This is a genomic window from Kitasatospora sp. NPDC057015 (assembly GCF_042673745.1).
GTDB lineage: Bacteria > Actinomycetota > Actinomycetes > Streptomycetales > Streptomycetaceae > Kitasatospora.
This window is the reverse complement of sequence record NZ_JBHUSG010000050.1, coordinates 1-22,378: the sequence shown is the minus strand read 5'-3', so window position 1 is coordinate 22,378 and position 22,378 is coordinate 1. Positions and strand designations below refer to the sequence as shown.

The 22,378-nt window shown below is 72.4% G+C and carries 20 protein-coding genes and 1 pseudogene; 8 read left to right on the top strand and 13 right to left on the bottom strand.

The genetic code is table 11. The features are described from left to right. Positions 1 to 2 precede the first annotated feature (2 nt). The 3 genes and pseudogenes from ACFTWP_RS33580 to ACFTWP_RS33570 form a co-directional block, all read left to right on the top strand. Entirely contained in the window at positions 3 to 914 is a 912-nt protein-coding gene (locus tag ACFTWP_RS33580) for a helix-turn-helix domain-containing protein (RefSeq protein WP_380268766.1), read from the top strand. Beyond that, on the top strand, positions 911 to 1,117 hold the full coding sequence (locus ACFTWP_RS33575) for a DUF397 domain-containing protein (protein WP_380268765.1): 207 nt from the start codon (positions 911 to 913) through the stop codon (positions 1,115 to 1,117). Before ACFTWP_RS33580 ends, ACFTWP_RS33575 begins: the two co-directional genes overlap by 4 nt. A gap of 45 nt (positions 1,118 to 1,162) precedes the next feature. After that, a pseudogene (locus tag ACFTWP_RS33570) lies at positions 1,163 to 1,408 on the top strand (Uma2 family endonuclease); the annotation flags it as partial. Between the two features lie 18 nt (positions 1,409 to 1,426). Here the strand turns inward: ACFTWP_RS33570 and ACFTWP_RS33565 are convergent. Together ACFTWP_RS33565 and pruA are read right to left on the bottom strand one after the other, a co-directional pair. After that, a complete protein-coding gene (locus ACFTWP_RS33565; protein ID WP_380268764.1) occupies positions 1,427 to 2,356 on the bottom strand; it encodes a proline dehydrogenase family protein in 930 nt (309 codons plus the stop codon). 121 nt (positions 2,357 to 2,477) lie between these two features. After that, the gene (pruA, locus tag ACFTWP_RS33560; RefSeq protein ID WP_380268763.1) at positions 2,478 to 4,106 is read right to left on the bottom strand and encodes an L-glutamate gamma-semialdehyde dehydrogenase; all 1,629 of its coding nucleotides are present in this window, start codon (positions 4,104 to 4,106) and stop codon (positions 2,478 to 2,480) included. 124 nt (positions 4,107 to 4,230) lie between these two features. Between pruA and ACFTWP_RS33555 the strand changes: the two genes are divergently transcribed. Next, positions 4,231 to 6,027 (top strand): PucR family transcriptional regulator, encoded by a 1,797-nt coding sequence (locus ACFTWP_RS33555; protein ID WP_380268762.1) that lies wholly within the window; start codon positions 4,231 to 4,233, stop codon positions 6,025 to 6,027. Positions 6,028 to 6,108: 81 nt separating this feature from the next. Here the strand turns inward: ACFTWP_RS33555 and ACFTWP_RS33550 are convergent, their stop codons facing one another. Together ACFTWP_RS33550 and ACFTWP_RS33545 are read right to left on the bottom strand one after the other, a co-directional pair. After that, a complete protein-coding gene (locus tag ACFTWP_RS33550; RefSeq protein WP_380268761.1) occupies positions 6,109 to 7,590 on the bottom strand; it encodes an alkaline phosphatase PhoX in 1,482 nt (493 codons plus the stop codon). A gap of 328 nt (positions 7,591 to 7,918) precedes the next feature. Next, positions 7,919 to 9,169 carry a hypothetical protein gene (locus ACFTWP_RS33545; protein WP_380268760.1) on the bottom strand — a complete coding sequence of 417 codons (1,251 nt, stop codon included), beginning with the start codon at positions 9,167 to 9,169 and terminating at the stop codon, positions 7,919 to 7,921. A gap of 220 nt (positions 9,170 to 9,389) precedes the next feature. On the opposite strand from ACFTWP_RS33545, the gene ACFTWP_RS33540 reads away from it, so the two are divergent. Continuing rightward, positions 9,390 to 9,833, top strand: coding sequence for a VOC family protein (locus tag ACFTWP_RS33540; RefSeq protein ID WP_380268759.1), 444 nt, complete (start codon positions 9,390 to 9,392; stop codon positions 9,831 to 9,833). A gap of 75 nt (positions 9,834 to 9,908) precedes the next feature. Here the strand turns inward: ACFTWP_RS33540 and ACFTWP_RS33535 are convergent, their stop codons facing one another. Next, complete coding sequence (locus ACFTWP_RS33535) at positions 9,909 to 11,543, bottom strand: hypothetical protein (RefSeq protein ID WP_380268758.1); 1,635 nt, start codon at positions 11,541 to 11,543, stop codon at positions 9,909 to 9,911. Positions 11,544 to 11,899: 356 nt separating this feature from the next. Here ACFTWP_RS33535 and ACFTWP_RS33530 point away from each other — a divergent pair, with 356 nt between their 5' ends. Continuing rightward, positions 11,900 to 13,243: an MFS transporter gene (locus ACFTWP_RS33530; protein WP_380268757.1), complete on the top strand. Its 1,344-nt coding sequence runs from the start codon at positions 11,900 to 11,902 to the stop codon at positions 13,241 to 13,243. Positions 13,244 to 13,475: 232 nt separating this feature from the next. Here ACFTWP_RS33530 and ACFTWP_RS33525 read toward each other — a convergent pair whose 3' ends face one another. The 8 genes from ACFTWP_RS33525 to ACFTWP_RS33490 all read right to left on the bottom strand — a co-directional run bounded on the left by ACFTWP_RS33525 (position 13,476) and on the right by ACFTWP_RS33490 (position 20,335). After that, positions 13,476 to 13,805, bottom strand: coding sequence for a metal-sulfur cluster assembly factor (locus tag ACFTWP_RS33525; protein ID WP_031065274.1), 330 nt, complete (start codon positions 13,803 to 13,805; stop codon positions 13,476 to 13,478). A 121-nt stretch (positions 13,806 to 13,926) separates the two neighbouring features. Next, entirely contained in the window at positions 13,927 to 14,379 is a 453-nt protein-coding gene (sufU, locus tag ACFTWP_RS33520; protein ID WP_380268756.1) for a Fe-S cluster assembly sulfur transfer protein SufU, read from the bottom strand. A 23-nt stretch (positions 14,380 to 14,402) separates the two neighbouring features. Beyond that, entirely contained in the window at positions 14,403 to 15,653 is a 1,251-nt protein-coding gene (locus ACFTWP_RS33515; RefSeq protein ID WP_380268816.1) for a cysteine desulfurase, read from the bottom strand. A gap of 38 nt (positions 15,654 to 15,691) precedes the next feature. After that, on the bottom strand, positions 15,692 to 16,456 hold the full coding sequence (sufC, locus tag ACFTWP_RS33510; RefSeq protein ID WP_073928865.1) for a Fe-S cluster assembly ATPase SufC: 765 nt from the start codon (positions 16,454 to 16,456) through the stop codon (positions 15,692 to 15,694). A 6-nt stretch (positions 16,457 to 16,462) separates the two neighbouring features. After that, positions 16,463 to 16,780: a bifunctional 3-phenylpropionate/cinnamic acid dioxygenase ferredoxin subunit gene (locus ACFTWP_RS33505; RefSeq protein WP_380268755.1), complete on the bottom strand. Its 318-nt coding sequence runs from the start codon at positions 16,778 to 16,780 to the stop codon at positions 16,463 to 16,465. After that, positions 16,780 to 18,012 carry a Fe-S cluster assembly protein SufD gene (gene sufD, locus ACFTWP_RS33500; protein WP_380268754.1) on the bottom strand — a complete coding sequence of 411 codons (1,233 nt, stop codon included), beginning with the start codon at positions 18,010 to 18,012 and terminating at the stop codon, positions 16,780 to 16,782. The genes ACFTWP_RS33505 and sufD overlap by 1 nt, the downstream gene beginning before the upstream one ends. A 56-nt stretch (positions 18,013 to 18,068) precedes the next feature. Then, positions 18,069 to 19,484 carry a Fe-S cluster assembly protein SufB gene (gene sufB / locus ACFTWP_RS33495; protein WP_191289905.1) on the bottom strand — a complete coding sequence of 472 codons (1,416 nt, stop codon included), beginning with the start codon at positions 19,482 to 19,484 and terminating at the stop codon, positions 18,069 to 18,071. Further along, a complete protein-coding gene (locus ACFTWP_RS33490; RefSeq protein WP_380268815.1) occupies positions 19,481 to 20,335 on the bottom strand; it encodes a helix-turn-helix transcriptional regulator in 855 nt (284 codons plus the stop codon). The genes sufB and ACFTWP_RS33490 overlap by 4 nt, the downstream gene beginning before the upstream one ends. A gap of 163 nt (positions 20,336 to 20,498) precedes the next feature. Here ACFTWP_RS33490 and ACFTWP_RS33485 point away from each other — a divergent pair, with 163 nt between their 5' ends. Together ACFTWP_RS33485 and ACFTWP_RS33480 are read left to right on the top strand one after the other, a co-directional pair. Beyond that, positions 20,499 to 21,440: an ABC transporter ATP-binding protein gene (locus ACFTWP_RS33485; RefSeq protein WP_380268752.1), complete on the top strand. Its 942-nt coding sequence runs from the start codon at positions 20,499 to 20,501 to the stop codon at positions 21,438 to 21,440. Between the two features lie 86 nt (positions 21,441 to 21,526). Next, a complete protein-coding gene (locus tag ACFTWP_RS33480; RefSeq protein ID WP_380268814.1) occupies positions 21,527 to 22,261 on the top strand; it encodes an ABC transporter permease in 735 nt (244 codons plus the stop codon). Positions 22,262 to 22,378: the final 117 nt, after the last annotated feature.

Below are 22,378 nucleotides of genomic sequence, written 5' to 3'. Positions count from 1 at the left end.
CGATGGCAGTTGTCGGTCAGGACGACGTAGGACGGGCGACGGGCATCCCCCAGCCGCTCCTCGGGGAGCAACGGCCGGAGCCGCCGGACGACCCGGACGGCGCCACGGACTTCTTCCGGGCGATCGGCAAGCAGGTCAAGCTGCTGCGCGAGCGCGCCGGACTGACCCAGAAGGAACTCGGCGACCGGCTCGGCTACGGCGAGGACCAGATCTCCTCGCTGGAGCGCGGACGGCGCACCCCGCAGCCGGAGTTCCTGGACGCGGCGGACGAACTCCTCGGCGCCGTCGGCCTGTTGAAGGCCGCGAAGGAGGACCTGGCGAAGGCCAAGGCCAAGGCCCGGGTACGGCACCCGGCGTGGTTCCGGGACTACGCGCGGCTGGAGGCGGAGGCGGTGGAGCTGCACTTCTACAGCACGCACAACGTCCCCGGGCTTCTGCAGACCGAGTCTCATGCCAGAGCGCTTTACGCGATGCGCAAGCCGCTCCTTGCCGAACAGGTCATCGAGGAAAGGGTGGTCGCCCGCCTGGCACGGCAGGAGATCCTGACGCACTGGCCGACCCCACTGGTGACATGCATCATCGAGGAAGCGGTGTTGAGGCGACCGATCGGCGGCTGGGACGTGCATCGGCGACAGTTGGAGCAGCTGCTCCGACTCGGTGCACTGCGCAGCATGGAACTCCAGGTGATGCCACTGGACCGCGCCGAACACGCCGGGCTGGGCGGCCCGTTCACCCTGCTGACGCCGAAGGCCAGGCCGCAGGTCGGCTACGTGGAAGTACAGAACGTCAGTCGGCTCTGCACGGATTCGGAGGAAGTCCGTATCCTGGCTGCACGTTACGGAAGCCTCAGGGCACAGGCCCTGACCCCGCCCGAGTCCCTGGCCCTGATCGAGAAGACGCTGGGAGAACGATGAGCACCGAGGAAGCCGCGCGTACAGTCGACGGGCTCACCTGGTTCAAGAGCAGCCACAGCAGCAACGAGGGCGGCGAGTGCGTCGAGGTCGCCCTGACCACCGCCACCGTCCACGTGCGCGACTCCAAGGACCGCGGCGGCCCCCGGCTCGGCTTCAGCCCCGACGCCTGGACCGCCTTCGTACGCTTCGCGGCCGGTACCTGACGGGCGTCAACGGCGGCCCGCAGCCTTCCTCGATCGGGTGACGGAGCACCGGGTACGGTCGCGGAGGTGACCTCCGGCCGGCCCGATCAGGACCGGATCGCCAAGCGGCACCGCTACGCCCGCGCCGGGATTCCGGCGTACCTGCTGATCGACCGCGACAAGTCGCAGGTCAGCGTCTTCGGAAAGCGGCAACGGGACGAGTACACCGAAGTGCATCTCGCCCCGTTCGGGCAACCGCCGGCCCTGCCCGACCCGTTCGGGTTCGAGCCGGACACCAGGCCGTTCCGGTAGGAGGACCCGCCGGGGCCCTCAGCCCCGGGTGGCCATCGCGCGCAGGAAGAACGTCAGGTTGGCCGGGCGCTCGGCGAGCCGGCGCATGAAGTATCCGTACCACTCCTGGCCGTACGGGAGGTAGACCCGCATGGTGTTGCCCTCGGCGGCCAGTCGCAGCTGCTCCTCGGGGCGGATGCCGTAGAGCATCTGGTACTCGAAGCTGTCGCGCTTGCGGCCGTTCCACTCGGCCAGCTGGCCGGCGATCTTGATCATGTTGGGGTCGTGCGAGGCCACCATCGGGTAACCCTGGCCCGCCATCAGGACCTTGAGGGCGCGGACGTACGCGAGGTCGACGTCGCGCTTGCCCTGGAAGGCCACCGACTCGGGCTCCTTGTAGGCGCCCTTGCAGAGCCGCACCCGCGAACCCTCGGCCGCGAACTCCTCGCAGTCGGCCTCGGTGCGCCGCAGGTAGGCCTGCAGGACCACGCCGAGCCACGGGTAGTCGGCGCGCAGCTCACGGGCGATCGCCAGGGTGGAGTCCGTGGTGGTGTGGTCCTCCATGTCCAGGGTGACCGTGGTGCCGGCGTCGGCGGCTGCCGCGCAGATCCGGCGGGCGTTCTCCAGCGCGATCTTCTCGCCGTCGACCGGCAGGAACTGACCGACCGCCGAGAGCTTGACCGACACCTCGGCGCCGGCCGCGAGGCCGGTGTCCTTGAGGGCGGCCAGCAGGTGCTCGTACGCCTCGGCGGTGCCGGCGGCCTGGGCGGCGTCCTTGGTGTCCTCACCGAGGTGGTCCAGGGTGACCGTGCGGCCGGTGGCCACCAGGTCGTCGCAGGCGGTGACCGCGTCGTCGAGCAGCTCGCCGGCGACGAAGCGCTCGACGATCGCGTGGGTCGGGGGGAACTTCTCGACGACGGTGCGCACCTGCGGGGAGCGGGAGGCGGCGAGGAGGGCGGAACGGAGCATCGGTACTCCTGGAACTGGTTCTTCAGTGGTGGCGGAGGGGCCGGGACGGCGGCCGGGGGGTTGGGCCGCCGTCCCGGGTGAGGGGCGGCACGGGGGAGAGGCGCCCCTCGTCTTGGGGGGATCAGCCCATGTGCGGGTAGCGGTAGTCCGTCGGCGGGACGAAGGTCTCCTTGACCGAGCGGGTCGAGGTCCACCGCGTGAGGTTCTGCTTGGCGCCGGCCTTGTCGTTGGTGCCGGAGGCCCGGCCGCCGCCGAAGGGCTGCTGGCCGACGACGGCGCCGGTGGGCTTGTCGTTGATGTAGAAGTTGCCCGCCGCGAAGCGGAGCTTGTGCATGGCGTCCTGGGCGGCCGCGCGGTCCTGGGCGATGATCGCGCCGGTCAGGCCGTACGGGGAGGCGGACTCCATCTGGGCGAGCATCTCGTCGTACTTCTCGTCCTCGTACACGTGGACGGCGAGGATCGGGCCGAAGTACTCGTCGCGGAAGTACTCCGCCGCCGGGTCGGCGCAGACCAGTACGGTCGGACGGACGAAGTAGCCCACCGAGTCGTCGTACGTGCCGCCGGCCAGCACCTCGACCGAGGGGTCGGTCTGGGCGCGGTCGATCGCGGCCTTGTTCTTGGCGAACGCCCGGTCGTCGATGACGGCGCTCATGAAGTTCGACAGGTCGGTGACGTCGCCCATGGTCAGGCCCTCGACCTCGGCGCGGAACTCGTCCTTCAGGCCGGCCCAGAGGGAGGCGGGGACGTAGGCGCGGGAGAGCGCGGAACACTTCTGGCCCTGGAACTCGAAGGCGCCGCGGGTCATCGCGGTGCGCAGCACGTCCGGGTGCGCGGAGGGGTGCGCGACCAGGAAGTCCTTGCCGCCGGTCTCGCCGACGATCCGCGGGTAGGTGCGGTAGCCGGCGATGTTGTTGCCGACCTCGCGCCACAGGTGCTGGAAGGTCGCGGTGGAGCCGGTGAAGTGGATGCCGGCCAGCGCGGGGTGCTTGAGGGCGACCTCGGAGACGGCAAGGCCGTCGCCGGTCACCATGTTGATGACGCCCTTGGGCAGGCCCGCCGCCTCCAGCAGCTGCATCAGCAGGTGCGCGGAGAACTGCTGCGTCGGGGAGGGCTTCCAGAGCACCACGTTGCCCATCAGCGCCGGCGCGGTCGGCAGGTTGCCGGCGATGGCGGTGAAGTTGAACGGCGTGATCGCGTAGACGAAGCCCTCCAGCGGGCGGTGGTCGCTGCGGTTCCACACGCCGTCCGAGGAGATCGGCTGCTCGGCCAGGATCTGGCGGGCGAAGTGCACGTTGAAGCGCAGGAAGTCGACCAGCTCGCAGGGAGTGTCGATCTCGGCCTGCTGGGCGGTCTTCGACTGGCCGAGCATGGTGGCGGCGGCCAGCGTCTCGCGCCAGGGGCCGGCCAGCAGGTCGGCGGCCTTGAGGAAGATCGCGGCGCGGGAGTCGAAGGAGAGCGCCTGCCAGGCCGGGGCCGCGGCGAGGGCGGTGTCGATGGCGTCCTGCGCGTCCTCGGTGGTGGCGTTGCGCAGGGTGCCGAGCCTGGCCGCGTGGTTGTGCGGCTGGACGACGTGGATCTCGGCGCCGCCGCCCATCCGGCGCTCACCGTTGATCGTCATGGTCAGCTGGACCGGCTCCTGGCCGCCCAGCTCCTTCAGCTTGGCCTCCAGGCGGGCCCGTTCGGGGCTGCCGGGGGCGTAGCTGTGGACCGGCTCGTTCACCGGCGCGGGGACCTGGGTCACAGCATCCATGGCGCGCGCTCTCCTTCGGGTCATGGGGGGCGCCGGTGCGGGTCGCGCACCGGCCTAGTCCGAAAGGTATGCCGCCGGACGACCCCACTTGATTGGCCGGGCGGCTAAAATCATCCGTACGGCATTGTCCGAGCCGACGAAGGAGGCCCCGGGTGCGTGCCCGCAGAGCACCGCTGACGGCAAGCCCGGCGGCCCGCCCGGCCACGAACCCCGCTCCCCGGCCGGCGGCCCGCCCCGCGGCGACCCCGGTCACGAGCCCGGCCACGGGCCCGGTCACGATCCCGGCGGCCAACCGGTGACCGTGCCGGCCCCCGCCCCCGGCACCGGAATCACGCTGCGCCAGCTGCTGATGTCGCTGGGCGAACCGCTGGTGGAGCTGCAGGCCGCCCCCGCCGGGCTGGACGTCCCCGTCCGGGACGTCGCGATCCTCGACCCGGAGGACCAGGCCACCGCCGCCGCCGGCGAACTCGTCCTGGCGATCGGCGCCCGGGGCCGCGCCGCCCTGCCCGCCCTGCGCGCCGCCGGACGCGCCCGGGCCGCCGCCGTCGCCGTGAAGCTCGACGCCCCCGGTCAGGCCGACGCGCTGCGCGAGGCCGCCACCGAGGCCGGCGTCGCCCTGCTCTCCGTGCGCCGCGAGACCCGCTGGGAGCACCTGGACTCGCTCGCCCGGGTGATCATCTCGGGCCCGGACGCCCCCGACCCCGAGGGGCAGGGCGCCGGCGACCTCAACTCCCTCGCCCAGACCGTCGCCGTGCTCACCGGCGGCATCGTCTCCATCGAGGACACCTCCAGCCGCGTCCTCGCCTACTCCCGCTCCTCCGACTCCGACGAGGTGGACGACCTGCGGCGGCTGTCCATCCTCGGCCGCCAGGGCCCCGAGCCCTACCTCGCCAAGCTCCGCGAGTGGGGCGTCTTCCAGCAGCTGCGCGCCTCCGACGGGGTGATCCCGGTCGATCCGCACCCCGACCTCGGCATCCGCCGCCGGCTCGCGATCGGCATCCGGGCCGGCGCCCAGCCGCTCGGCACCATCTGGGTCCAGGAGGGCGCCCAGCCGCTCGCCCCGCTGGCCGAACAGGCCCTGGTCGGCGCCGCCCGGGTCGCGGCCGCCCAACTGGTGCGCCGGCGCCGGGAGGTCTCCGCCGACGTCCGGCTGACCCAGACCCTGCTCACCGGCCTGCTGGAGGGCTCCACCGGCCCGCAGTCCCTCGCCACCCACCTGGGCCTCGACCTGCGCCGCCCCGCCACCGTGCTCGCGTACGCCGCCGGCTCGCCCTCCGAGGGCTCCGACCTGGAGCTGACCCGCGCCGAGGTGACCGGCCTGATCTCGGTGCACACCGCCGCCCGGCACCGCGGCGCGCTGCTCGCCCCCGTCGAGTCCCGGGTCTACGTCCTGCTCCCCGACCTGCCGGCCGGCCTGCCGGTGTCGACCGTCCGCAGCTGGGCGCAGGAGGTGGTGGAGGCCGCCCGGGACCACCTCGGAGTTCCGCTGCGGGCCGCGATCGGCAGCACCGTCGACGGCCTGGCCGCCGTGCCCGACTCGCGGGCGCAGGCCGACCGGATCCTGGACGCCATGCGGCGCGGCGGGGTCGACCTGGAGGTCGCGGCGCTGATCGACGTCCAGGCGCAGGTCCTGGTGAGCGAGATGCTCGCCCTGCTCCAGGAGCGCACCGGCCTGCGCGACCCCCGACTGACCGCGCTCACCGACTACGACCGCCGGCACGGCACCCGGCTCGCCGAGTCCGTCCTCGCCTGGCTCGACGCGCTGGGCGAGGTACGGGTGGCCGCCCAGGCGCTGCACATCCACCCCAACACCCTGCGCTACCGGGTGCGCCGGGCCGAGCAGCTGACCGGCATCGACCTGGCCCAGCCCCAGCAGCGGCTGCTCGCGATGCTCCAGCTGCGGCTGCCGGCGGAGGACTGAGCCCGCCGGGCCCGGCTCCCCCGCGAACGCCGACGGCCCGCCGCGGTCTCCCCCGGCGGGCCGTCGTGCTCACCGCTGCGGTCAGGCGCCGTAGCCCTGGCCGCGGTGGTGCTCGTTCAGCCGGTGCCACGGGCCCGTGATGGCGAGCTGGATGCCCGGCACCTGGATGTTGGCGAACAGCGTCTTGCCGTCGTCCGAGAAGGTCACCCCGGTGAACTCGCTGAACTCCGGCTTCTCGGCGGTGCCGATGTTCAGGTCGTTGCGGGCGATCGGGTAGGTCAGGCCGTCCTCGGTCGCGCCGAACAGGTGGCTGACGCCCTCGCCGTCCTCGGCGATCACGATGCCGCCGTACGGCGAGACGGTGATGTTGTCCGGGCCGTCGTAGTTGTCGTGGTCGCCGAACACGTCGGTGTTCACGCCGAGCAGCACCTTGAGCGTGATGGTGCGGCGGACCGGGTTGTAGAACCAGACCTGGCCGTCGTGCTGCAGCGGGCTCTCCGAGCGGGCGAAGCTGGAGACGAAGTGGAAGCCGCCGTCACCCCACCACATGCCCTCCAGCTTGCGGGCGCGGGTGACCTCGCCGTCCTTGAACTGCTTGCGGACGGAGACGGTCTTGGCGTCGCGGTCCTCGACCTTGACCCAGTCCACGCCGTACGTGGTGCCGACCTTGGTGGCGCGGGACAGGTCGTCGATGAACTTGCCCTGCGCGTCGAAGACCTTGAAGGCCTCCAGCACGCCGGCGTCGGCGGCGAGCGAGCGCAGCTTGTAGCGGCCGTGCTTGAAGCCGGCCGGCGGGGTCCAGCGGAACAGCAGACCGTTGGGGTTCGAGGCGTCCTCGGTGAGGTAGGCGTGGCCGCGCTTCGGGTCCACCACGACGGCCTCGTGCGCGTAGCGGCCGAAGGCCTTCACCGGCTGCGGGTCGCGGTTGTAGTCGTCGTCGAAGGGGTCGACCTCGAAGATGTAGCCGTGGTCCTTGGTGAAGCCGTTCTTGCCGGCCTTGTCCTCGGTCTCCTCGCCGCTCAGCCAGGTGCCCCACGGGGTCACGCCACCGGCGCAGTTGGTGGCGGTGCCGGCGATGCCGACCCACTCCTCGACCGTGCCGTCGGCCTTGGCGTGCACGACGGTGCAGCCGCCGGCCGCGCCCGGGTCGTAGACGTGACCCTCGGTCAGCGGCACCGGGTTCGGCCAGTTGGCGCGGGCGCCGCCGAGCTCGTGGTTGACGACCAGCAGGTTGCCGCCGCGCTCGTCCTCGAAGGCGGAGGTGCCGTCGTGGTTGCTCGGCGTGAACTCGCCGGTCTTGAGCTTGGTCACACCGGCGCGGGTGACGACCTTGTACTTGAAGCCCTTGGGCAGCGCCAGGAGGTTCTCCGGGTCGGCGACCAGCGGGCCGTAACCGACGGCGGCACGGGCCGCGTCGGCGGTCTCGGCGGCCTGCGCCTCGCCGCCCACCGGGGCCGCGATCGCACCCGGCGCGGTGGCCAGGGCCTCGGCGCTGCCGGCGATCAGCACGCCGGCGCCGACGAGGGTGGAACGGTTGACGAAGTCCCGGCGGGACAGCGACATGGCAGTCACTCCTGAGGGTTGGCCGTCCGCCCCGGAGGTTTGCCGGTGCGCGGCGAGCTGGCGTCGAGAAGGAACGTCGACGCCCAGCAGACTGTGCTCTCCGAGTGAACCCCGGGTGAATCCGACACCGCGTCGGGGTGGTTATTTGCCGACCGTATCCGAATGCATGACCTGCACTTTGCAAGACGGGGGGCGGGACGGGCAGGACGGGCGGGACGGGCGGCAGCGGCAGCGGGACGGGACGGGCAGCGGATCGCGGCAGGCCGCCGTACGCCGGAGTCACCCTGCCACCGGGTCACCCGGCCGCCCGGCGGGCCCGTCTGACGCCTCAGCGGAAGCTGCGCTCCAGCCGCCACTGCTCCCAGGCGGACAGCCAGACCTGCTCGGCCAGCCGGCGCGCCGAGCCGTCGCCGGCCGCCGGTCCGTCGTCGCCGAAGCGGCCCGACCCGGTGGCCCAGACCTGCTCCCAGGCCCGCTGGGCGGGCAGGCTGGGCACCTCGCTGGCGAAGACGGTGTACCGGATGACCTCCTCCACGGCGTCCCGCCCGTCCGGCGTGCCGGCCGCCCAGTCGGTGTTCCGGACCAGCCTGGTGAGCTGGTTGACCATCGCCGCCACCGCCTCGGAAGCCTCCTCCCGGGTCTCCGAGGCGAGCCTCATCTGCTGGCGCACGGCCGCCTCCCAGCGCACCGGCCCGGCCTCCCCCCGCAGCCGGCGGGGCAGCCGCGGGGTGCGCCGGGCACGCACGTGGGCGTCGATGGCGAGCGACTCGGCGACGGTGTGCTCGATCAGCGCCCGGTGCGCCTCCAACCCGGCGACGGGGGCGAGTTCGCGCTCCTCGACCGGGACGGGCAGGCCCTGCCGGGTCGCCAGCCGGCGCATCAGCTCCGTCCGGCCGAGGATGAAGCGCTCGAAGTCCTCGACCCGGGTGAGCTCGACCGCGCCGGGCGGCACGCCCCGGCCGCAGACCGTGACGGTCAGCCCGTCCACCCGCAGCCGGCCCGCCCAGACGGCGCCGGTCTCCAGCAGCGGACCGGACCAGACGGCCCCGATCGCGAGCAGCGGGCCCGGGTCGAAGCCCGCGCCGGGTACGGCGTCCGGGCGGCGGTCCTCGTGGATCTGCAGGGCCCGCGGCTCGCCCTCCACGGTGATCCACTCCCGCAGCGCCCGGACCACGCCGGGGCCGTCGCCCTCGTCGATGCCGAGGTGGTCGTAGAGCCGGTCCCGCTCGTCCTCGACCACCTCCTCCAACTCCGGTAGCGGTACGAGGTGTTCGGCGCCCGGCCGGTAGGTGCGCACGCTCACGTACGGGCCGTCGGCCGAGGTCCAGTCACCGGAGCGGAGTTCCACCCAGCGGAGTTCGCCGTTCGAGCACTCGAAGGCGGCGAGCGCGTCACTGTACGGGGGCGCACTCCCGTCCGCGTACGCCCGGCCGAGTTGCTGCGCGGTGACCGGGCAGGCGGTCGGCGCCACCCCGTACACCGGGAAGTCCGCCGCCGCGACCGTCCGGCGGGTGTGCTCCTCCTGGACGGCGTGGACGTCGTCCGGGCCCTGGGCCCTGCCTCCGCTCTCCCTCTTCATGCTCCGCCGCACCCCCGCGTCCTCGCCGTGCTCACCCGTCACCTGCGCGGCACCCGCCGGCCTCCCGGCCGCCGTCCGCACCCCGTCCGGCCAACGATACGAGGCCCAACGATACGACGACCCGCCCCACTGGGCCATCGGCTCCTTCGTTCGCCCGGGCGCGGGGGCTCCCCGGCCGCGTTCCCGACGCCCTGTCAGTCATCCTGCCTACGCTGGCGGCATGACAGCACCCCAGGAATTCCCGGCCCGCATCAGCATCGTCACCCTCGGCGTCTCGGACCTCGAACGCAGCGCCCGCTTCTACGAGCAGCTGGGCTGGCAGCGCTCGTCCAAGTCCAGCCCCGAGATCGTCTGGTTCCGCACCGCGGACTCGGTGCTCGGCCTCTTCCCGTACGAGGAACTGGCCGCCGACGCGGGTGTCCCCGCCACCGGCGAACCGTCCTTCCGGGGGGTGACCCTCGCGGTGAACCTGGAATCACCCGCACGGGTGGACGACGCCCTCGCGGTGGCGGTGGAGGCCGGCGCCACGGTGGTCAAGCCGCCCGCGGCCACCACCTGGGGCGGCTACTCCGGGTACTTCGAGGACCTCGACGGCCACCTGTGGGAGCTCGCCCACAACCCGTTCTTCCCGTTCACCGCGTCGGGCCAGCTGGACCTGCCGTAGCGCCCGCCGGAGCCGCCCGGGCGGACGGCGGGCCGGCGGGCCGCAGGCCGGCGCCCGGGCGGACGGCCGGGGCGGTCAGCTCTTCGAGCGGGCCTTGAAGGCGGCCTTCCTGGCCTCCTTGGCGACCTGCCGGTCCAGGTGCAGCTCACCCACGGCGTCCAGCACGTCGGCGGTGTTCGGGTGGTCGACCCGCCACAGCTCGCCGAAGTAGCTGGCCGGGTTGTCCGTGACCGGCAGCCCGGTGACCAGCTCGCGCAGCGTGCCGGCGTCGCCGCCGCTGTCGAGCAGGTGGGCCGCGAAGGTGTCGACCACCGTCCAGAGGGCCATCGGCCGCTCGGGGGCCGGCACGTCCTCGACGCCCACCGCGGCCAGCCAGGCCCGAGCGGCGCCGCCGAGCTCCGGGTCGTCCAGCACCTCCCGGACGGCGGGCTCGGCGGGTGCGCCCAGCTGGTCCAGCGCCAACCGGCAGAGCAACCGCCGCAACGGGGCGTACGTGTCGGTGCCGCGCGCCGCCACCAGCAGGTCGCGCGCCGCGTCGAGGGGCTCGCGCCCCTCCAGCCACTCGCGGATCTCCTCCTCGGGCAGCACGTTGCCCGCCTCGGCCACCGCGTTCAGCAGCTCGGCCGCGTCCCCCTGGGCGAGCTCGCCCACCAGCGGAGCGTCGTAACCGTCCTCCAGCAGCCACTGGCGCACGGCGTACACCCCGAGCGGGGTCAGCCGGACCAGGCCGAACCGGGCCGACTCCTCCTCGTCCAGCGGCTCGTCGACCGGCGCCGGCGGCGCCTGGCCGTCCTCCTCCTCGTCGAACAGCTCCGGGTCGATCGGGCGGTAGGCGAGCAGGCCCAGCTCCGCGAGATCTCCGAGCATCGGGTCGAGGGCGACCATCACGTCGGTGATGTCGCCCAGCAGCTCCTCGCTCGGCTCCTCGCCCTCGGGCACCACCAGCAGCGCGGCCAGCACGCCCAGCGGCACGGTCTCCCCGCCGGGCTCGGCGAAGGCGGTGGTCTCGTAGAGCACCTGGAGGGCCTCGTCGAGCAGCTCGGCGGCGGCGTCCCTGGACTCCTCCACCTCGGCCAGCCGGGCCTCGTCCTCCTCCGAGCCCTCCTCGACCTCTTCCTCCTCCTCGCCCTCGGCCGGCAGCGAGTCGGCCTCCGCGGCCAGCTCGCGCACGATGCCCGCGGCGGTCAGCCACAGCTCCAGGACGGTCTCCGCGTCCCCCTGCTCGGCCGGCTCCAGGTCCGGCCCGGGGATCGCCACGTGCTCGCCGGCCGCGGTGGTGCCGATCTCGACCAGGTCCAGGTCACAGGCCAGCGACCAGGCCCGCATGGCCTCGACCACCTGCTCCTCGGTCACCTCGCCCTCGGCCGGTGCCAGGCCCAGCAGCCGGGCGGCGGGCTCGCGGTCCGCCTCGGTCAGGTCGCCGAACTCGTCCACCGCCCGGTGCGGGGCCGTCCAGCGGGACAGCTTCACCGCGAATCCGAGCATCGGGACGGCCAGCGCCTCGGCCACCAGCTCCTCCTCCGGGGGGAGCCGGACCGGTGGCACCAGGACGGCCGCGTCGTCGAGGTCCTCGTCGTCCGCCCCGTGCGCGGCGAAGGCGCCGTACAGGTCCTCCAGCGCGAAGTCGGCCGGCAACAGGCTCTCGGCAGGGCGCTCGCCGGGCCCGGTCGCCGACGGGTTGTCAGGATTCTTGCGACGTCGTCCGGCCATGGTGTGCGCGTTCTCCCTACAGAGACCTGTCAGCCAACCGGTCCACCAGCATCAGCTGCGCGTACCGGCCTATCAGCCCAGCGTATCGGTCGGGCACCGCCGATGCCCCGCCTCCGGGGGCGCGCGCCGCAGCGTACGCCGACCGCGTATCCTTCGACGAGCGCCGCGCACACCCCGCGCGCGCCCCCGGGCAACGAAGCCCACCCCACCCCGAAGCCCGGCACGGACGACGGGGCCCACGCACACCCGCTCCGCCAGGGAGCCCCGCACCGAGGCCACACCACAGCGCCGCAGGACGGGCGCATCGGCACACCCCGCCGACCCGTGGCGGCGCCTTGCCACAGGAGACCCCTGCCATGGCGGACCTCTCCCCCGCCGGCTCCGGCCTGCCCTCCGCGCCCTTCCCCGGGCGCCGGCGCAGCGGACGCCTGCTCTCGGAGGCCTTGCTCCCGCTGGAGCTCGCACCACGCACGCAACTCCAGCTCGCCGCCGTCAGCCGCTGGAACGCGGCCCGCGGCGTCCGCGTCGGCCTCTGCGCCGCCGCCCTGCTGTTCCTGCTGATCGGCGCCAATCTGGCCACCCCGATCTACCCCTACCTGCAGTCCCGGCTCGGCCTGACCGCGCTCGACACCACGGTCCTGTTCACCGTGTACGTCTTCGCACTGGTCCCGGTGCTGGCCGCGGTCGGCCACTGGTCCGACCTGCTCGGGCGGCGCGCGCTGATCCTGCCCGCCGTGGCGCTGGCCGCCGGCGGCGACGCGATCTTCGCGACCGCCGGGAGCTTCTGGCAGCTGGCCGCCGGCCGCGCCGTCCAGGGCATCGCGGTCGGCATGTCCACCGGCGCCGCCGGCGCGGCCCTCGGCGACCTGCTGCCCGACCACCCCACCCTGGCCGCCAAGCTCACGCTGGCCTGCTCGGCGGGCGGCGTGGCACTGGGCCCGATCGTCGGCGCCACCCTGTCGGGCGGCCCGAACCCGCTGCTCACGCCGTTCCTGGTGCACGCGTGCGCCCTGCTCGCGCTGTGCGTGCCGCTGGCCCTGGTGCACCCGCGGATGCCCGGCCGCCGGCGACCGCCGGCCGCCCCGCCACGGGTCACCACACCGGCGCACCTGCGCCCGCGCCGGCTCGCACTGCCGGTGAGCGGCCGCCGCGAGTTCCTGCTCGCCGCCGGCGCCGGCTTCGTCTCGTACGCGGTCTTCGGCGTCTACCTGAGCCTCGCGCCCGCCTTCTCGGCGAAGCTGCTGCACAGCAGCTCGCACCTGACCGGCGCGGTGGTCGCGGCGCTGCTGCTCGGCTCCTCCGCCGCCGTCCAGCTGCTGGTGCCGCCCACCTCGGACCGGCTGGTGATCGCCCTCGGCATGAGCGGGCTCGCAGCGGGCCTGGCGCTGGTGGTGACCGCCCAGTACACCGGTACGCCGGCGCTGCTGTTCATCGGCAGCGTGCTCGGCGGGGCCTGTCAGGGGGTGGCCTTCCGCTCGCTGTTCACCAGCGCGGTGGCCGCGATGGACCCGGAGCGGCGGGGCGGTGAGCTGAGCACCCTGTGGGTGATCGTGTACCTCGGCAGCTCGCTGCCGATCGTCGCGGTCGGCGCGCTGAGCCAGCGCTACGGCCTGCTGCCGGCCGTCAGCGGCTTCGCGGCGGTGGCGGCGCTGGCCTGCGTGGCCCTCACGGTCGGCGTGCTGCGGCCCGGCCGGCGGTAGGGCGGCCCCTCCGGCGGATCCAGCCGAAACGCGACCCGGGCGCCCTCCCGGAACCCTCCCGGCGGCCGGGGTGTCCTCAGGACGCCCCGGCCGCCGCCTTCACGGCGCCCGGCCCCTCGGTGTCCGGCCCGCACCGGCCGGCTCGCGGGTCGGGCCCGCGCGGCGTCCGGGAACGACACTGCCGCGCGGACCCGGAGGTCCGCGCGGCAGTGGTGAGGCCGAGTGCCGGTGCTCAGACGTTGAAGCCGAGCGCGCGAAGCTGGTCGCGGCCGTCGTCGGTGATCTTGTCCGGGCCCCACGGCGGCATCCAGACCCAGTTGATCCGCAGGTCCTGGACCAGGCCGTCGGTGGCGGTCTTCGCCTGGTCCTCGATGACGTCGGTCAGCGGGCAGGCCGCCGAGGTGAGCGTCATGTCGATGGTGGCCACATCGGACTCGTCGATGTGGATGCCGTAGATCAGACCCAGGTTGACCACGTCGATCCCCAGCTCGGGGTCGACGACGTCCATCAGGGCCTCGGTGAGGTCCTCGACGGAGACGGTGCCGGCGGTGGTGCCGACGATGACCGTCGGACCCTCGGTCGACACGGCCTCGGTGGGCACGGCCTCGGCAGCCGGGGAGGCCGCGTCCGGGGCCGTCGTGCTGGTCTCGGTGTCGCTCATACGTGTGTCCTCCTCTGCTGCTTCAGTCGTTGACGGCGGGGTGCTGCGCGAGCGCCTGGGCGGTGGCGTCCTTCCAGGCCATCCAGCTCAGCAGCGCGCACTTGACCCGCGCCGGGTACTTGGAGACGCCGGCGAACGCGACCGCGTCCTCCAGCACCTCCTCGTCGCCCTCGCCCTGGCCCTTGCTCTGCATCAGCTCCAGGAAGGCCTCCTGGATCTGCTGGCCCTCGCCGACGGTCTTGCCGACCACCAGGTCGTTCAGCACCGAGGCGCTGGCCTGGCTGATCGAGCAGCCCTGCGACTCGTAGCTGATGTCCGCGACCGTGGAACCCTCCAGCCGGACCCGCAGGGTGATCTCGTCACCGCAGGTCGGGTTGACGTGGTGCACCTCGGCGTCGCCGTCGCGCAGCCCCTTGCCGTGGGGGTTGCGGTAGTGGTCCAGGATGATCTCCTGGTACATGGAGTCGAGCTTCATGCCCGCGGCTCCCTTCCGATGCCTCAGCCGAAGAAGTTCCGGACGTGGTGCAGGCCGTCGATGAGGGCATCGACATCGGCCGGCGTCGAGTACAGGTAGAACGACGCCCGCGTGGTCGCCGGAATTCCGTACCGCAGGCAGACCGGCCGGGCGCAGTGGTGCCCGACGCGCACGGCGATGCCCTGCTCGTCCAGCACCTGGCCGACGTCGTGCGGGTGGATGTCGCCCAGCACGAAGGAGATCGCGGCGCCGCGGTCGACCGCCGTCCGCGGACCGATGATGCGCAGGTCCGGGATCTCCAGCAGCCGCTCGACGGCGTACTCGGTGATCGCGTGCTCGTGCGCGGCGATCCTGTCCATGCCGATGGCCGACAGGTAGTCGATGGCCGCGCCCAGCCCGACCGCCTGGGCGATCGGCGGGGTGCCCGCCTCGAACTTGTGCGGCGCCGGGGCGTAGGTGGACGAGCCCATCGTGACGGTCTCGATCATCTCGCCGCCGCCGAGGAACGGCGGGAGGTCCTCCAGCAGCTCCTGGCGGCCCCAGAGCACGCCGATGCCGGTCGGGCCCAGCATCTTGTGGCCGGTGAAGGCGACGAAGTCGGCCTCCAGCGCCTGGACGTCCAGCACCATGTGCGGGGCGGCCTGCGAGGCGTCGATCAGCACCAGGGCGCCGACCGCCTGGGCGCGGCGGACGATCGCCTCGACCGGGTTGACGGTGCCCATCAGGTTGGAGACCAGCGTGAACGAGACGATCTTCGTCTTCTCGTTGATCAGCTCGTCCAGGTTCGACAGGTCGAGCCGGCCGTCGTCGGTCAGGCCGAACCACTTCAGCTTCGCGCCGGTGCGCTGCGAGAGCAGCTGCCACGGAACGATGTTGGAGTGGTGCTCCATCTCGGTGATGACGATCTCGGCGTCGGCGTCGACCCGGTACGGCTCGTCCGCCCAGCCCAGCATGTTGGCGACCAGGTTGAGCGACTCCGAGGCGTTCTTGGTGAAGATCACCTCGTCCCGGCTCGGCGCGTTGATGAACGCCGCGACCTTGTCACGCGCGCCCTCGTACAGCGCCGTGGCCTCCTCGGCGAGCACGTGCACGCCGCGGTGCACGTTGGCGTTGTGCCGCTCGTAGTAGGCGTTGAGCGCGTCCAGCACCTGCCGGGGCTTCTGCGAGGTCGCCGCGTTGTCGAGGTAGACCAGCGGCTTGCCGTCGTGCAGCACGCGCTGCAGGATCGGGAAGTCCTTGCGGATCGCGTCGCCGAACTCCTGCGCCTCGGCCAGCGGACCGGTCAGCGCACGCGCCGAGCCAGAATCGATTGTCACTCGGAAGCGCCACCCTTCACGTAGGACTCGTAGCCCTCGTTCTCCAGCTTGTCGGCCAGCTCCGCGCCGCCGGACTCGACGATGCGGCCGGCCGAGAAGACGTGGACGTAGTCGGGCTTGATGTACTTCAGGATGCGGGTGTAGTGCGTGACCAGCAGGGTGCCGACCTCGCCGGAGGAGGCGACCCGGTTGATGCCCTCGGACACCTGGCGCAGCGCGTCGACGTCCAGGCCGGAGTCGGTCTCGTCGAGGATCGCGATCTTCGGCTTGAGCAGCTCCAGCTGGAGGATCTCGTGGCGCTTCTTCTCGCCGCCGGAGAAGCCCTCGTTCACGTTGCGCTCGGCGAAGGCCGGGTCCATGTGCAGGGCGGCCATCGCCTCCTTGACCTCCTTGACCCACAGCCGCAGCTTGGGGGCCTCGCCGCGGACGGCGGTGGCGGCGGTGCGCAGGAAGTTGGAGACCGAGACGCCGGGGACCTCGACCGGGTACTGCATGGCCAGGAAGACGCCGGCGCGGGCGCGCTCGTCCACGGTCATGTCGAGCACGTTCTCGCCGTCCAGCAGCACCGAGCCGCTGGTGACGGTGTACTTCGGGTGGCCGGCCAGCGAGTACGCCAGGGTCGACTTGCCGGAGCCGTTCGGACCCATGATCGCGTGGGTCTCGCCCTGCTTCACGGTGAGGTCGACGCCGCGGAGGATCTCGCGCGGGCCGTTCTCGGCCTCGACGGAGACGTGCAGGTCACGGATTTCAAGCGTTGCCATGGGGACTCAGGACTCCTGGTTGACGGAGACGAGCACATCGTCCCCTTCGATCTTTACGGGGTAGACAGGGACCGGCTTGGTGGCGGGCAGGCCCGAGGGCTTGCCGGAGCGCAGGTCGAAGCTGGAGCCGTGCAGCCAGCACTCGATCATGCAGTCCTCGACCTCGCCCTCGGAGAGCGACACGTTCGCGTGCGAGCAGATGTCGTTGATCGCGAACACCTCGCCCTCGGTACGGACCAGAGCGACCGGGACACCGTTGAGGTCCACACGCTTGGGCTCGTCCTCGGCCAGGTCGCTGAGCGAGCAGGCGCGGAGAAAGCTCATCAGACGTTCGCTTCCAGCTCGGCCTCGATCTTCTCCAGGAGGTGCTCCTGGATCTCGGCGACACCGATCTGCTGGACCAGCTCGGCGAAGAAGCCGCGGACCACCAGGCGGCGGGCCTCCTCGGCCGGGATGCCACGGGCCTGCAGGTAGAACAGCTGCTCGTCGTCGAAGCGACCGGTCGCCGAGGCGTGGCCGGCGCCGACGATCTCGCCGGTCTCGATCTCCAGGTTGGGGATCGAGTCGACCCGGGCGCCGTCGGTGAGCACCAGGTTGCGGTTGTGCTCGTAGGTGTCGGTGCCCTCGGCGGCGGCGCGGATCAGCACGTCGCCGACCCAGACCGCGTGCGCGTCCTTGCCCTGCAGGGCGCCCTTGTAGACCACGTTGGAGCGGCAGTGCGGGGTGTCGTGGTCGATGACCAGACGGTGCTCCAGGTGCTGGCCGGCGTCCGCGAAGTACAGGCCGAACAGCTCGGCCTCGCCGCCGGTGGCGGCGTAGGTCACCCGCGGGTGGATCCGGACGACGTCGCCGCCGAAGGTCACCACCACGGACTTGAGCGAGGCGTCCCGGCCCACCAGGGCGGTCTGCTGCGCGGTGTGCACCGCGTCGCGGTCCCAGTCCTGGACGGAGACGAAGGTCAGCTTGGCGCCGTCGCCCACCAGCAGCTCGACGTTGGCGGCCCGGGTGCCGGTGCCGGTGTGGTTGATCACCACGACGGCCTCGGCGAACGGCTTGACGTCGATCACCACGTGGGCGAAGCGGGTGCCGCCCTCGCCGTGCACGTCGATCTTCACCGGCCCGGTGAGCACCGCGTCCCGGGGGACGGTGACGACCAGCGCCTGCTCGAAGGAGCTGTAGGCCTGCGCGGCGACCCGGTCGACCGGCTTGCCGGCCCGGCCGAGGCGCTCGTCGTCGCGGCCCACGGTCTCGGCGGTGACGCCGTCCGGCAGGGCCAGCTCGACCTTGTCCACGCCCGTGGCGTTGGCGGCGGCGGTGCCGTCGTGCAGTCCGCCCAGGCGGTGCAGCGGGGTGAACCGCCAGTCCTCCTCGCGGCCGGTGGGCACCGGGAAGTCGTTCACGTCGTACGAGGGCTTGACCGCGACGCGGGCGTCGATCGGCTGCTGGACGCTCGCGCGGCCCGTGCCCGGGCCGGCCAGCTGCTCGCCGGCGCCGGCGGTGCCGACCTCGATGGACCCGGCGGTGGTCGAGCCGGTGCTGTTGTTGACGTCAGCCATGGCTGTCGTAGTGCTCTCTTCCTGAAAGTTCCGGTCTGGACTGCGTGCGGCCTGGATCAGCCGACGGAGCCCTCCATCTGCAGCTCGATCAGCCGGTTCAGCTCCAGCGCGTACTCCATCGGGAGCTCCCGCGCGATCGGCTCGACGAAGCCGCGGACGATCATCGCCATCGCCTCGAACTCGGTCATGCCCCGGCTCATCAGGTAGAAGAGCTGGTCCTCGCTGACCTTGGAGACGGTCGCCTCGTGGCCCATCGACACGTCGTCCTCGCGGACGTCCACGTACGGGTAGGTGTCCGAGCGGGAGATGGTGTCCACCAGCAGCGCGTCGCAGAGCACGTTGGACTTGGCGCCCTTGGAGCCCTCGCCGATCTCGATCAGACCGCGGTAGGAAGTGCGGCCACCGCCACGCGCCACCGACTTGGAGACGATGTTCGAGGAGGTGTTCGGCGCCATGTGCACCATCTTGGCGCCGGCGTCCTGGTGCTGGCCCTCGCCCGCGAAGGCGATCGACAGCGTCTCGCCCTTGGCGTGCTCGCCCATCAGGTAGACGGCCGGGTACTTCATGGTGACCTTGGAACCGATGTTGCCGTCGATCCACTCCATGGTCGCGCCCTCGTACGCCACGGCGCGCTTGGTGACCAGGTTGTAGACGTTGTTCGACCAGTTCTGGATCGTCGTGTAGCGGCAGCGGCCGCCCTTCTTGACGATGATCTCGACCACGGCGCTGTGCAGCGAGTCCGAGGAGTAGATCGGCGCGGTGCAGCCCTCGACGTAGTGGACGTAGGCGTCCTCGTCGACGATGATCAGCGTCCGCTCGAACTGGCCCATGTTCTCGGTGTTGATCCGGAAGTAGGCCTGCAGCGGGATCTCCACGTGGACGCCCTTGGGGACGTAGATGAAGGATCCGCCGGACCACACGGCCGTGTTCAGCGCGGCGAACTTGTTGTCGCCGGCCGGGATGACCGTGCCGAAGTACTCCTCGAAGATCTCCGGGTGCTCCTTGAGCGCGGTGTCCGTGTCCATGAAGATCACGCCCTGAGCTTCGAGCTCCTCGTTGATCTGGTGGTAGACCACCTCGGACTCGTACTGCGCGGCGACACCGGCGACCAGGCGCTGCTTCTCCGCCTCCGGGATGCCCAGCTTGTCGTACGTCGCCTTGATGTCGGCGGGCAGGTCCTCCCAGGACTCCGCCTGCTTCTCGGTCGAACGCACGAAGTACTTGATGTTGTCGAAGTCGATGCCGGTGAGGTCGGAGCCCCAGGTCGGCATGGGCTTCTTGCCGAAGAGCTTCAGGCCCTTGAGGCGCAGGTTCAGCATCCACTCGGACTCGGACTTCTTCGAGGAGATGTCGCGCACGACCTCTTCGCTGAGGCCGCGCTTGGCCGCGGCACCTGCCGCGTCCGGGTCCGACCAGCCGTACTCGTAGGTGCCCAGGCCTTCGAGCTCCGGGTGCGAAACGATGTCAGTCATGCGAGGTTCCTCCGCGCGGACGCAGGTTCCGGATCAGTGAGTGGCGTACCGGCAGTCGGCACTGCACCGGGCGTCCGCGGCTTCGCGGACGACGATGCGGCACCGGATGCCGGCACATAGGTGGTGCAGACCCCGTCGCCGTGGGCGATCGTGGCCAGCCGTTGCACATGGGTGCCCAGGAGCTGGGAGAAGAACTCGGTCTCCGCCTCGCAGAGCTGGGGGAACTGCTCGGCGATGTGCGCGACCGGGCAGTGGTGCTGGCAGAGCTGCGCGCCCGCCGGGGCGTTCGAGGCCGTCGCGGACGGCACCCGCCGCACGGTGGCAGCGTACCCGTCGGCACTCAGGGCCTCGGCGAGTGCCTCCGCGCGCTGGTCGGTCGGGACCTGATCCAGCGCTCCGAGGTACTTCTCGCCCTGCTTGCCGAAGCGGGCCCGGGCGAAGGCGGCAACCGCCTCCTCGCCCGCCTTGCCGCCGCCCACCGCGTCGGAGATCCAGCGCAGTGCGTCGGCGGCCAACTGGTCGTACGCCTGGTAGAAGGCGTCCCGGCCGGACTCGGTGAGACCGAAGACCTTGGCCGGGCGGCCCCGGCCCCGGCTGCCGTAGACCCGCTGCTCGCGGGACTCGACCAGGCCGGCGGCGGTCAGGCCGTCCAGGTGACGCCGAACGGCTGCGGCGGTGAGGCCGAGCCGGCCGGCCAGGTCTGCGGCGGAGGAGGGGCCGTGGTCGAGGATCGAACGGGCGACCCGGTCACGGGTGGCCCGGTGGCCCTCCAGCAGCACCTCTGCCGCGGTTTCGGGCACGGCACAGCCGGGGGCCGACTCGGCCTCCTGCTGCTGGTTCCGCTCCCGCATGTTTTTCACAACACCAGTGTTGCGTAATTCCTTCCGGAAGGACAAGCCGTGACCCACGCCTCACCCGTGGCATCTGTCACGCAGGTAAGCCTTACCTGACCTGCGAAAACGATCACGGAGGTGCCGTGCGGACGTCGTGCGAGGGCCTCCTAGACTCGCCGGTATGCACGCAGACCCCGACCGTCCACAACCCGCAGTCGAGATCGCCGGGCTGGTCAAGCGCTACGGCGACAAGACCGCGGTGGACGGCCTCGACCTCGTCGTCGAACGCGGCGGCATCACCGCGGTGCTCGGCCCCAACGGCGCCGGCAAGTCCACCACCGTGGAGACCTGCGAGGGCTACCGCCGCCCCGACGCCGGCACCGTCCGCGTGCTCGGCCTCGACCCGGTCGCCCAGGGCGCCGCGCTGCGGCCCCGGATCGGCGTGATGCTCCAGTCCGGCGGCGTGTACGCCGGCGCCCGCGCCGTCGAGATGCTCCGGCACACCGCCAGACTGCACGCCGACCCGCTCGACGTCCCCGAGCTCGTCGAACGCCTCGGCCTCGGCTCCTGCGGCCGCACCACCTACCGCCGGCTCTCCGGCGGCCAGCAGCAGCGCCTCGCCCTCGCCATGGCCGTGGTCGGCCGCCCCGAGCTCGTCTTCCTGGACGAGCCCACCGCCGGCCTCGATCCGCAGGCCCGCCGCGCCACCTGGGACCTCGTCCGCGACCTGCGCCGGGACGGCGTGACGGTGATCGTCACCACCCACCACATGGACGAGGCCGAACAGCTCGCCGACCAGGTCGCCATCGTCGACCGCGGCAAGGTCATCGCCACCGGCACCCCCGACCAGCTCTGCCGCGGCGGCGCCGAGGACAGCCTGCGCTTCGACGGCCCCGCCGGCCTCGACCTCGGCTCGCTGCTCAAGGTCCTCCCGGACGGCGCCGCCGTCGCCGAAACCGCCCCCGGCAGCTACCGCGTCGACGCCGCGGTGGACCCCCAGCTGCTCGCCACCGTCACCACCTGGTGCGCGGCCTGCGGCATCCTGCCCGAACGGCTGACGGTGCAGCGCCGCAGCCTCGAAGACGTCTTCCTCGACCTGACCGGACGGGACCTCCGCTCGTGACCGACCAGACCACCCGGCCGCTCCCGACCGACCGCGCCCCCCGGACCGACTACACCCCCCGGCCCGGCGGCGCCCCCGTCGCCCGGATGGTGCTCGCCCAGACCGCCTTCGAGACGAGGATGCTGCTGCGCAACGGCGAGCAGCTGCTGCTGACGGTCGTCATCCCGACCGTCCTGCTGGTCCTGTTCAGCGCCGTCGACATCGTCGCCGTCGACGGCCCCGGCAAGCGGGTGGACTTCCTCGCCCCCGGCCTGCTCGCCCTCGCCGTGATGTCCACCGCCTTCACCGGCCAGGCCATCGCCACCGGCTTCGAACGCCGCTACGGCGTCCTCAAGCGGCTCGGCGCCAGCCCGCTCCCCCGCTGGGGCCTGCTCACCGCCAAGACCGGCTGCGTCCTGGTGACCGAGGCCCTCCAGGTCGCCCTGCTCTCCGCCGTCGCCCTGGCCCTCGGCTGGTCCCCGCACGGGCTCGCCACCCCGCAGGGGGCACTCGGCGTCGCCGCCCTGCTCGTCCTCGGCACCGCCGCCTTCTCCGGCCTCGGCCTGCTGATGGCCGGCACCCTGCGTGCCGAAGCCACCCTGGCCGCCGCCAACCTGGTCTTCATCCTGCTGCTGCTGGCCGGCGGCGTGATCGTCCCGCTCTCGAAGTTCCCCGCCGGCGTCCGGCAGGCCCTGGAACTCCTCCCGATCAACGCCCTCTCGGACGGCCTGCGGTCCGTCCTCCAGCACGGCGGCGGGGTGCCCTGGGGCGACCTGGGCGTCCTGGGCGTGTGGTCCGTCCTGGGGCTCACGGCGGCGGCGCGGTTCTTCCGCTGGGAGTAGCCGGACGCGGCCCGCTCCGCGGCCAGGGCGGCTCGGCCCGCGCGCTGCGCGCCGACGACCACGTCTTCCCGAGCTACCGCGACCACGGGGTCGCGCTCTGCCGCGGCGTCGACCTGC

Bases quoted from the DNA above. Each gene is read 5' to 3' on its own strand.
- ACFTWP_RS33580 (WP_380268766.1), top strand. From the start codon at position 3: ATGGCAGTTGTCGGTCAGGACGACGTAGGACGGGCGACGGGCATCCCC.
- ACFTWP_RS33575 (WP_380268765.1), top strand. From the start codon at position 911: ATGAGCACCGAGGAAGCCGCGCGTACAGTCGACGGGCTCACCTGGTTC.
- ACFTWP_RS33565 (WP_380268764.1), bottom strand. From the start codon at position 2,356: ATGCTCCGTTCCGCCCTCCTCGCCGCCTCCCGCTCCCCGCAGGTGCGC.
- pruA (WP_380268763.1), bottom strand. From the start codon at position 4,106: ATGGATGCTGTGACCCAGGTCCCCGCGCCGGTGAACGAGCCGGTCCAC.
- ACFTWP_RS33550 (WP_380268761.1), bottom strand. From the start codon at position 7,590: ATGTCGCTGTCCCGCCGGGACTTCGTCAACCGTTCCACCCTCGTCGGC.
- ACFTWP_RS33545 (WP_380268760.1), bottom strand. From the start codon at position 9,169: ATGAAGAGGGAGAGCGGAGGCAGGGCCCAGGGCCCGGACGACGTCCAC.
- ACFTWP_RS33540 (WP_380268759.1), top strand. From the start codon at position 9,390: ATGACAGCACCCCAGGAATTCCCGGCCCGCATCAGCATCGTCACCCTC.
- ACFTWP_RS33535 (WP_380268758.1), bottom strand. From the start codon at position 11,543: ATGGCCGGACGACGTCGCAAGAATCCTGACAACCCGTCGGCGACCGGG.
- ACFTWP_RS33530 (WP_380268757.1), top strand. From the start codon at position 11,900: ATGGCGGACCTCTCCCCCGCCGGCTCCGGCCTGCCCTCCGCGCCCTTC.
- sufU (WP_380268756.1), bottom strand. From the start codon at position 14,379: ATGAAGCTCGACTCCATGTACCAGGAGATCATCCTGGACCACTACCGC.
- sufC (WP_073928865.1), bottom strand. From the start codon at position 16,456: ATGGCAACGCTTGAAATCCGTGACCTGCACGTCTCCGTCGAGGCCGAG.
- ACFTWP_RS33505 (WP_380268755.1), bottom strand. From the start codon at position 16,780: ATGAGCTTTCTCCGCGCCTGCTCGCTCAGCGACCTGGCCGAGGACGAG.
- sufD (WP_380268754.1), bottom strand. From the start codon at position 18,012: ATGGCTGACGTCAACAACAGCACCGGCTCGACCACCGCCGGGTCCATC.
- sufB (WP_191289905.1), bottom strand. From the start codon at position 19,484: ATGACTGACATCGTTTCGCACCCGGAGCTCGAAGGCCTGGGCACCTAC.
- ACFTWP_RS33490 (WP_380268815.1), bottom strand. From the start codon at position 20,335: ATGCGGGAGCGGAACCAGCAGCAGGAGGCCGAGTCGGCCCCCGGCTGT.
- ACFTWP_RS33485 (WP_380268752.1), top strand. From the start codon at position 20,499: ATGCACGCAGACCCCGACCGTCCACAACCCGCAGTCGAGATCGCCGGG.
- ACFTWP_RS33480 (WP_380268814.1), top strand. From the start codon at position 21,527: ATGGTGCTCGCCCAGACCGCCTTCGAGACGAGGATGCTGCTGCGCAAC.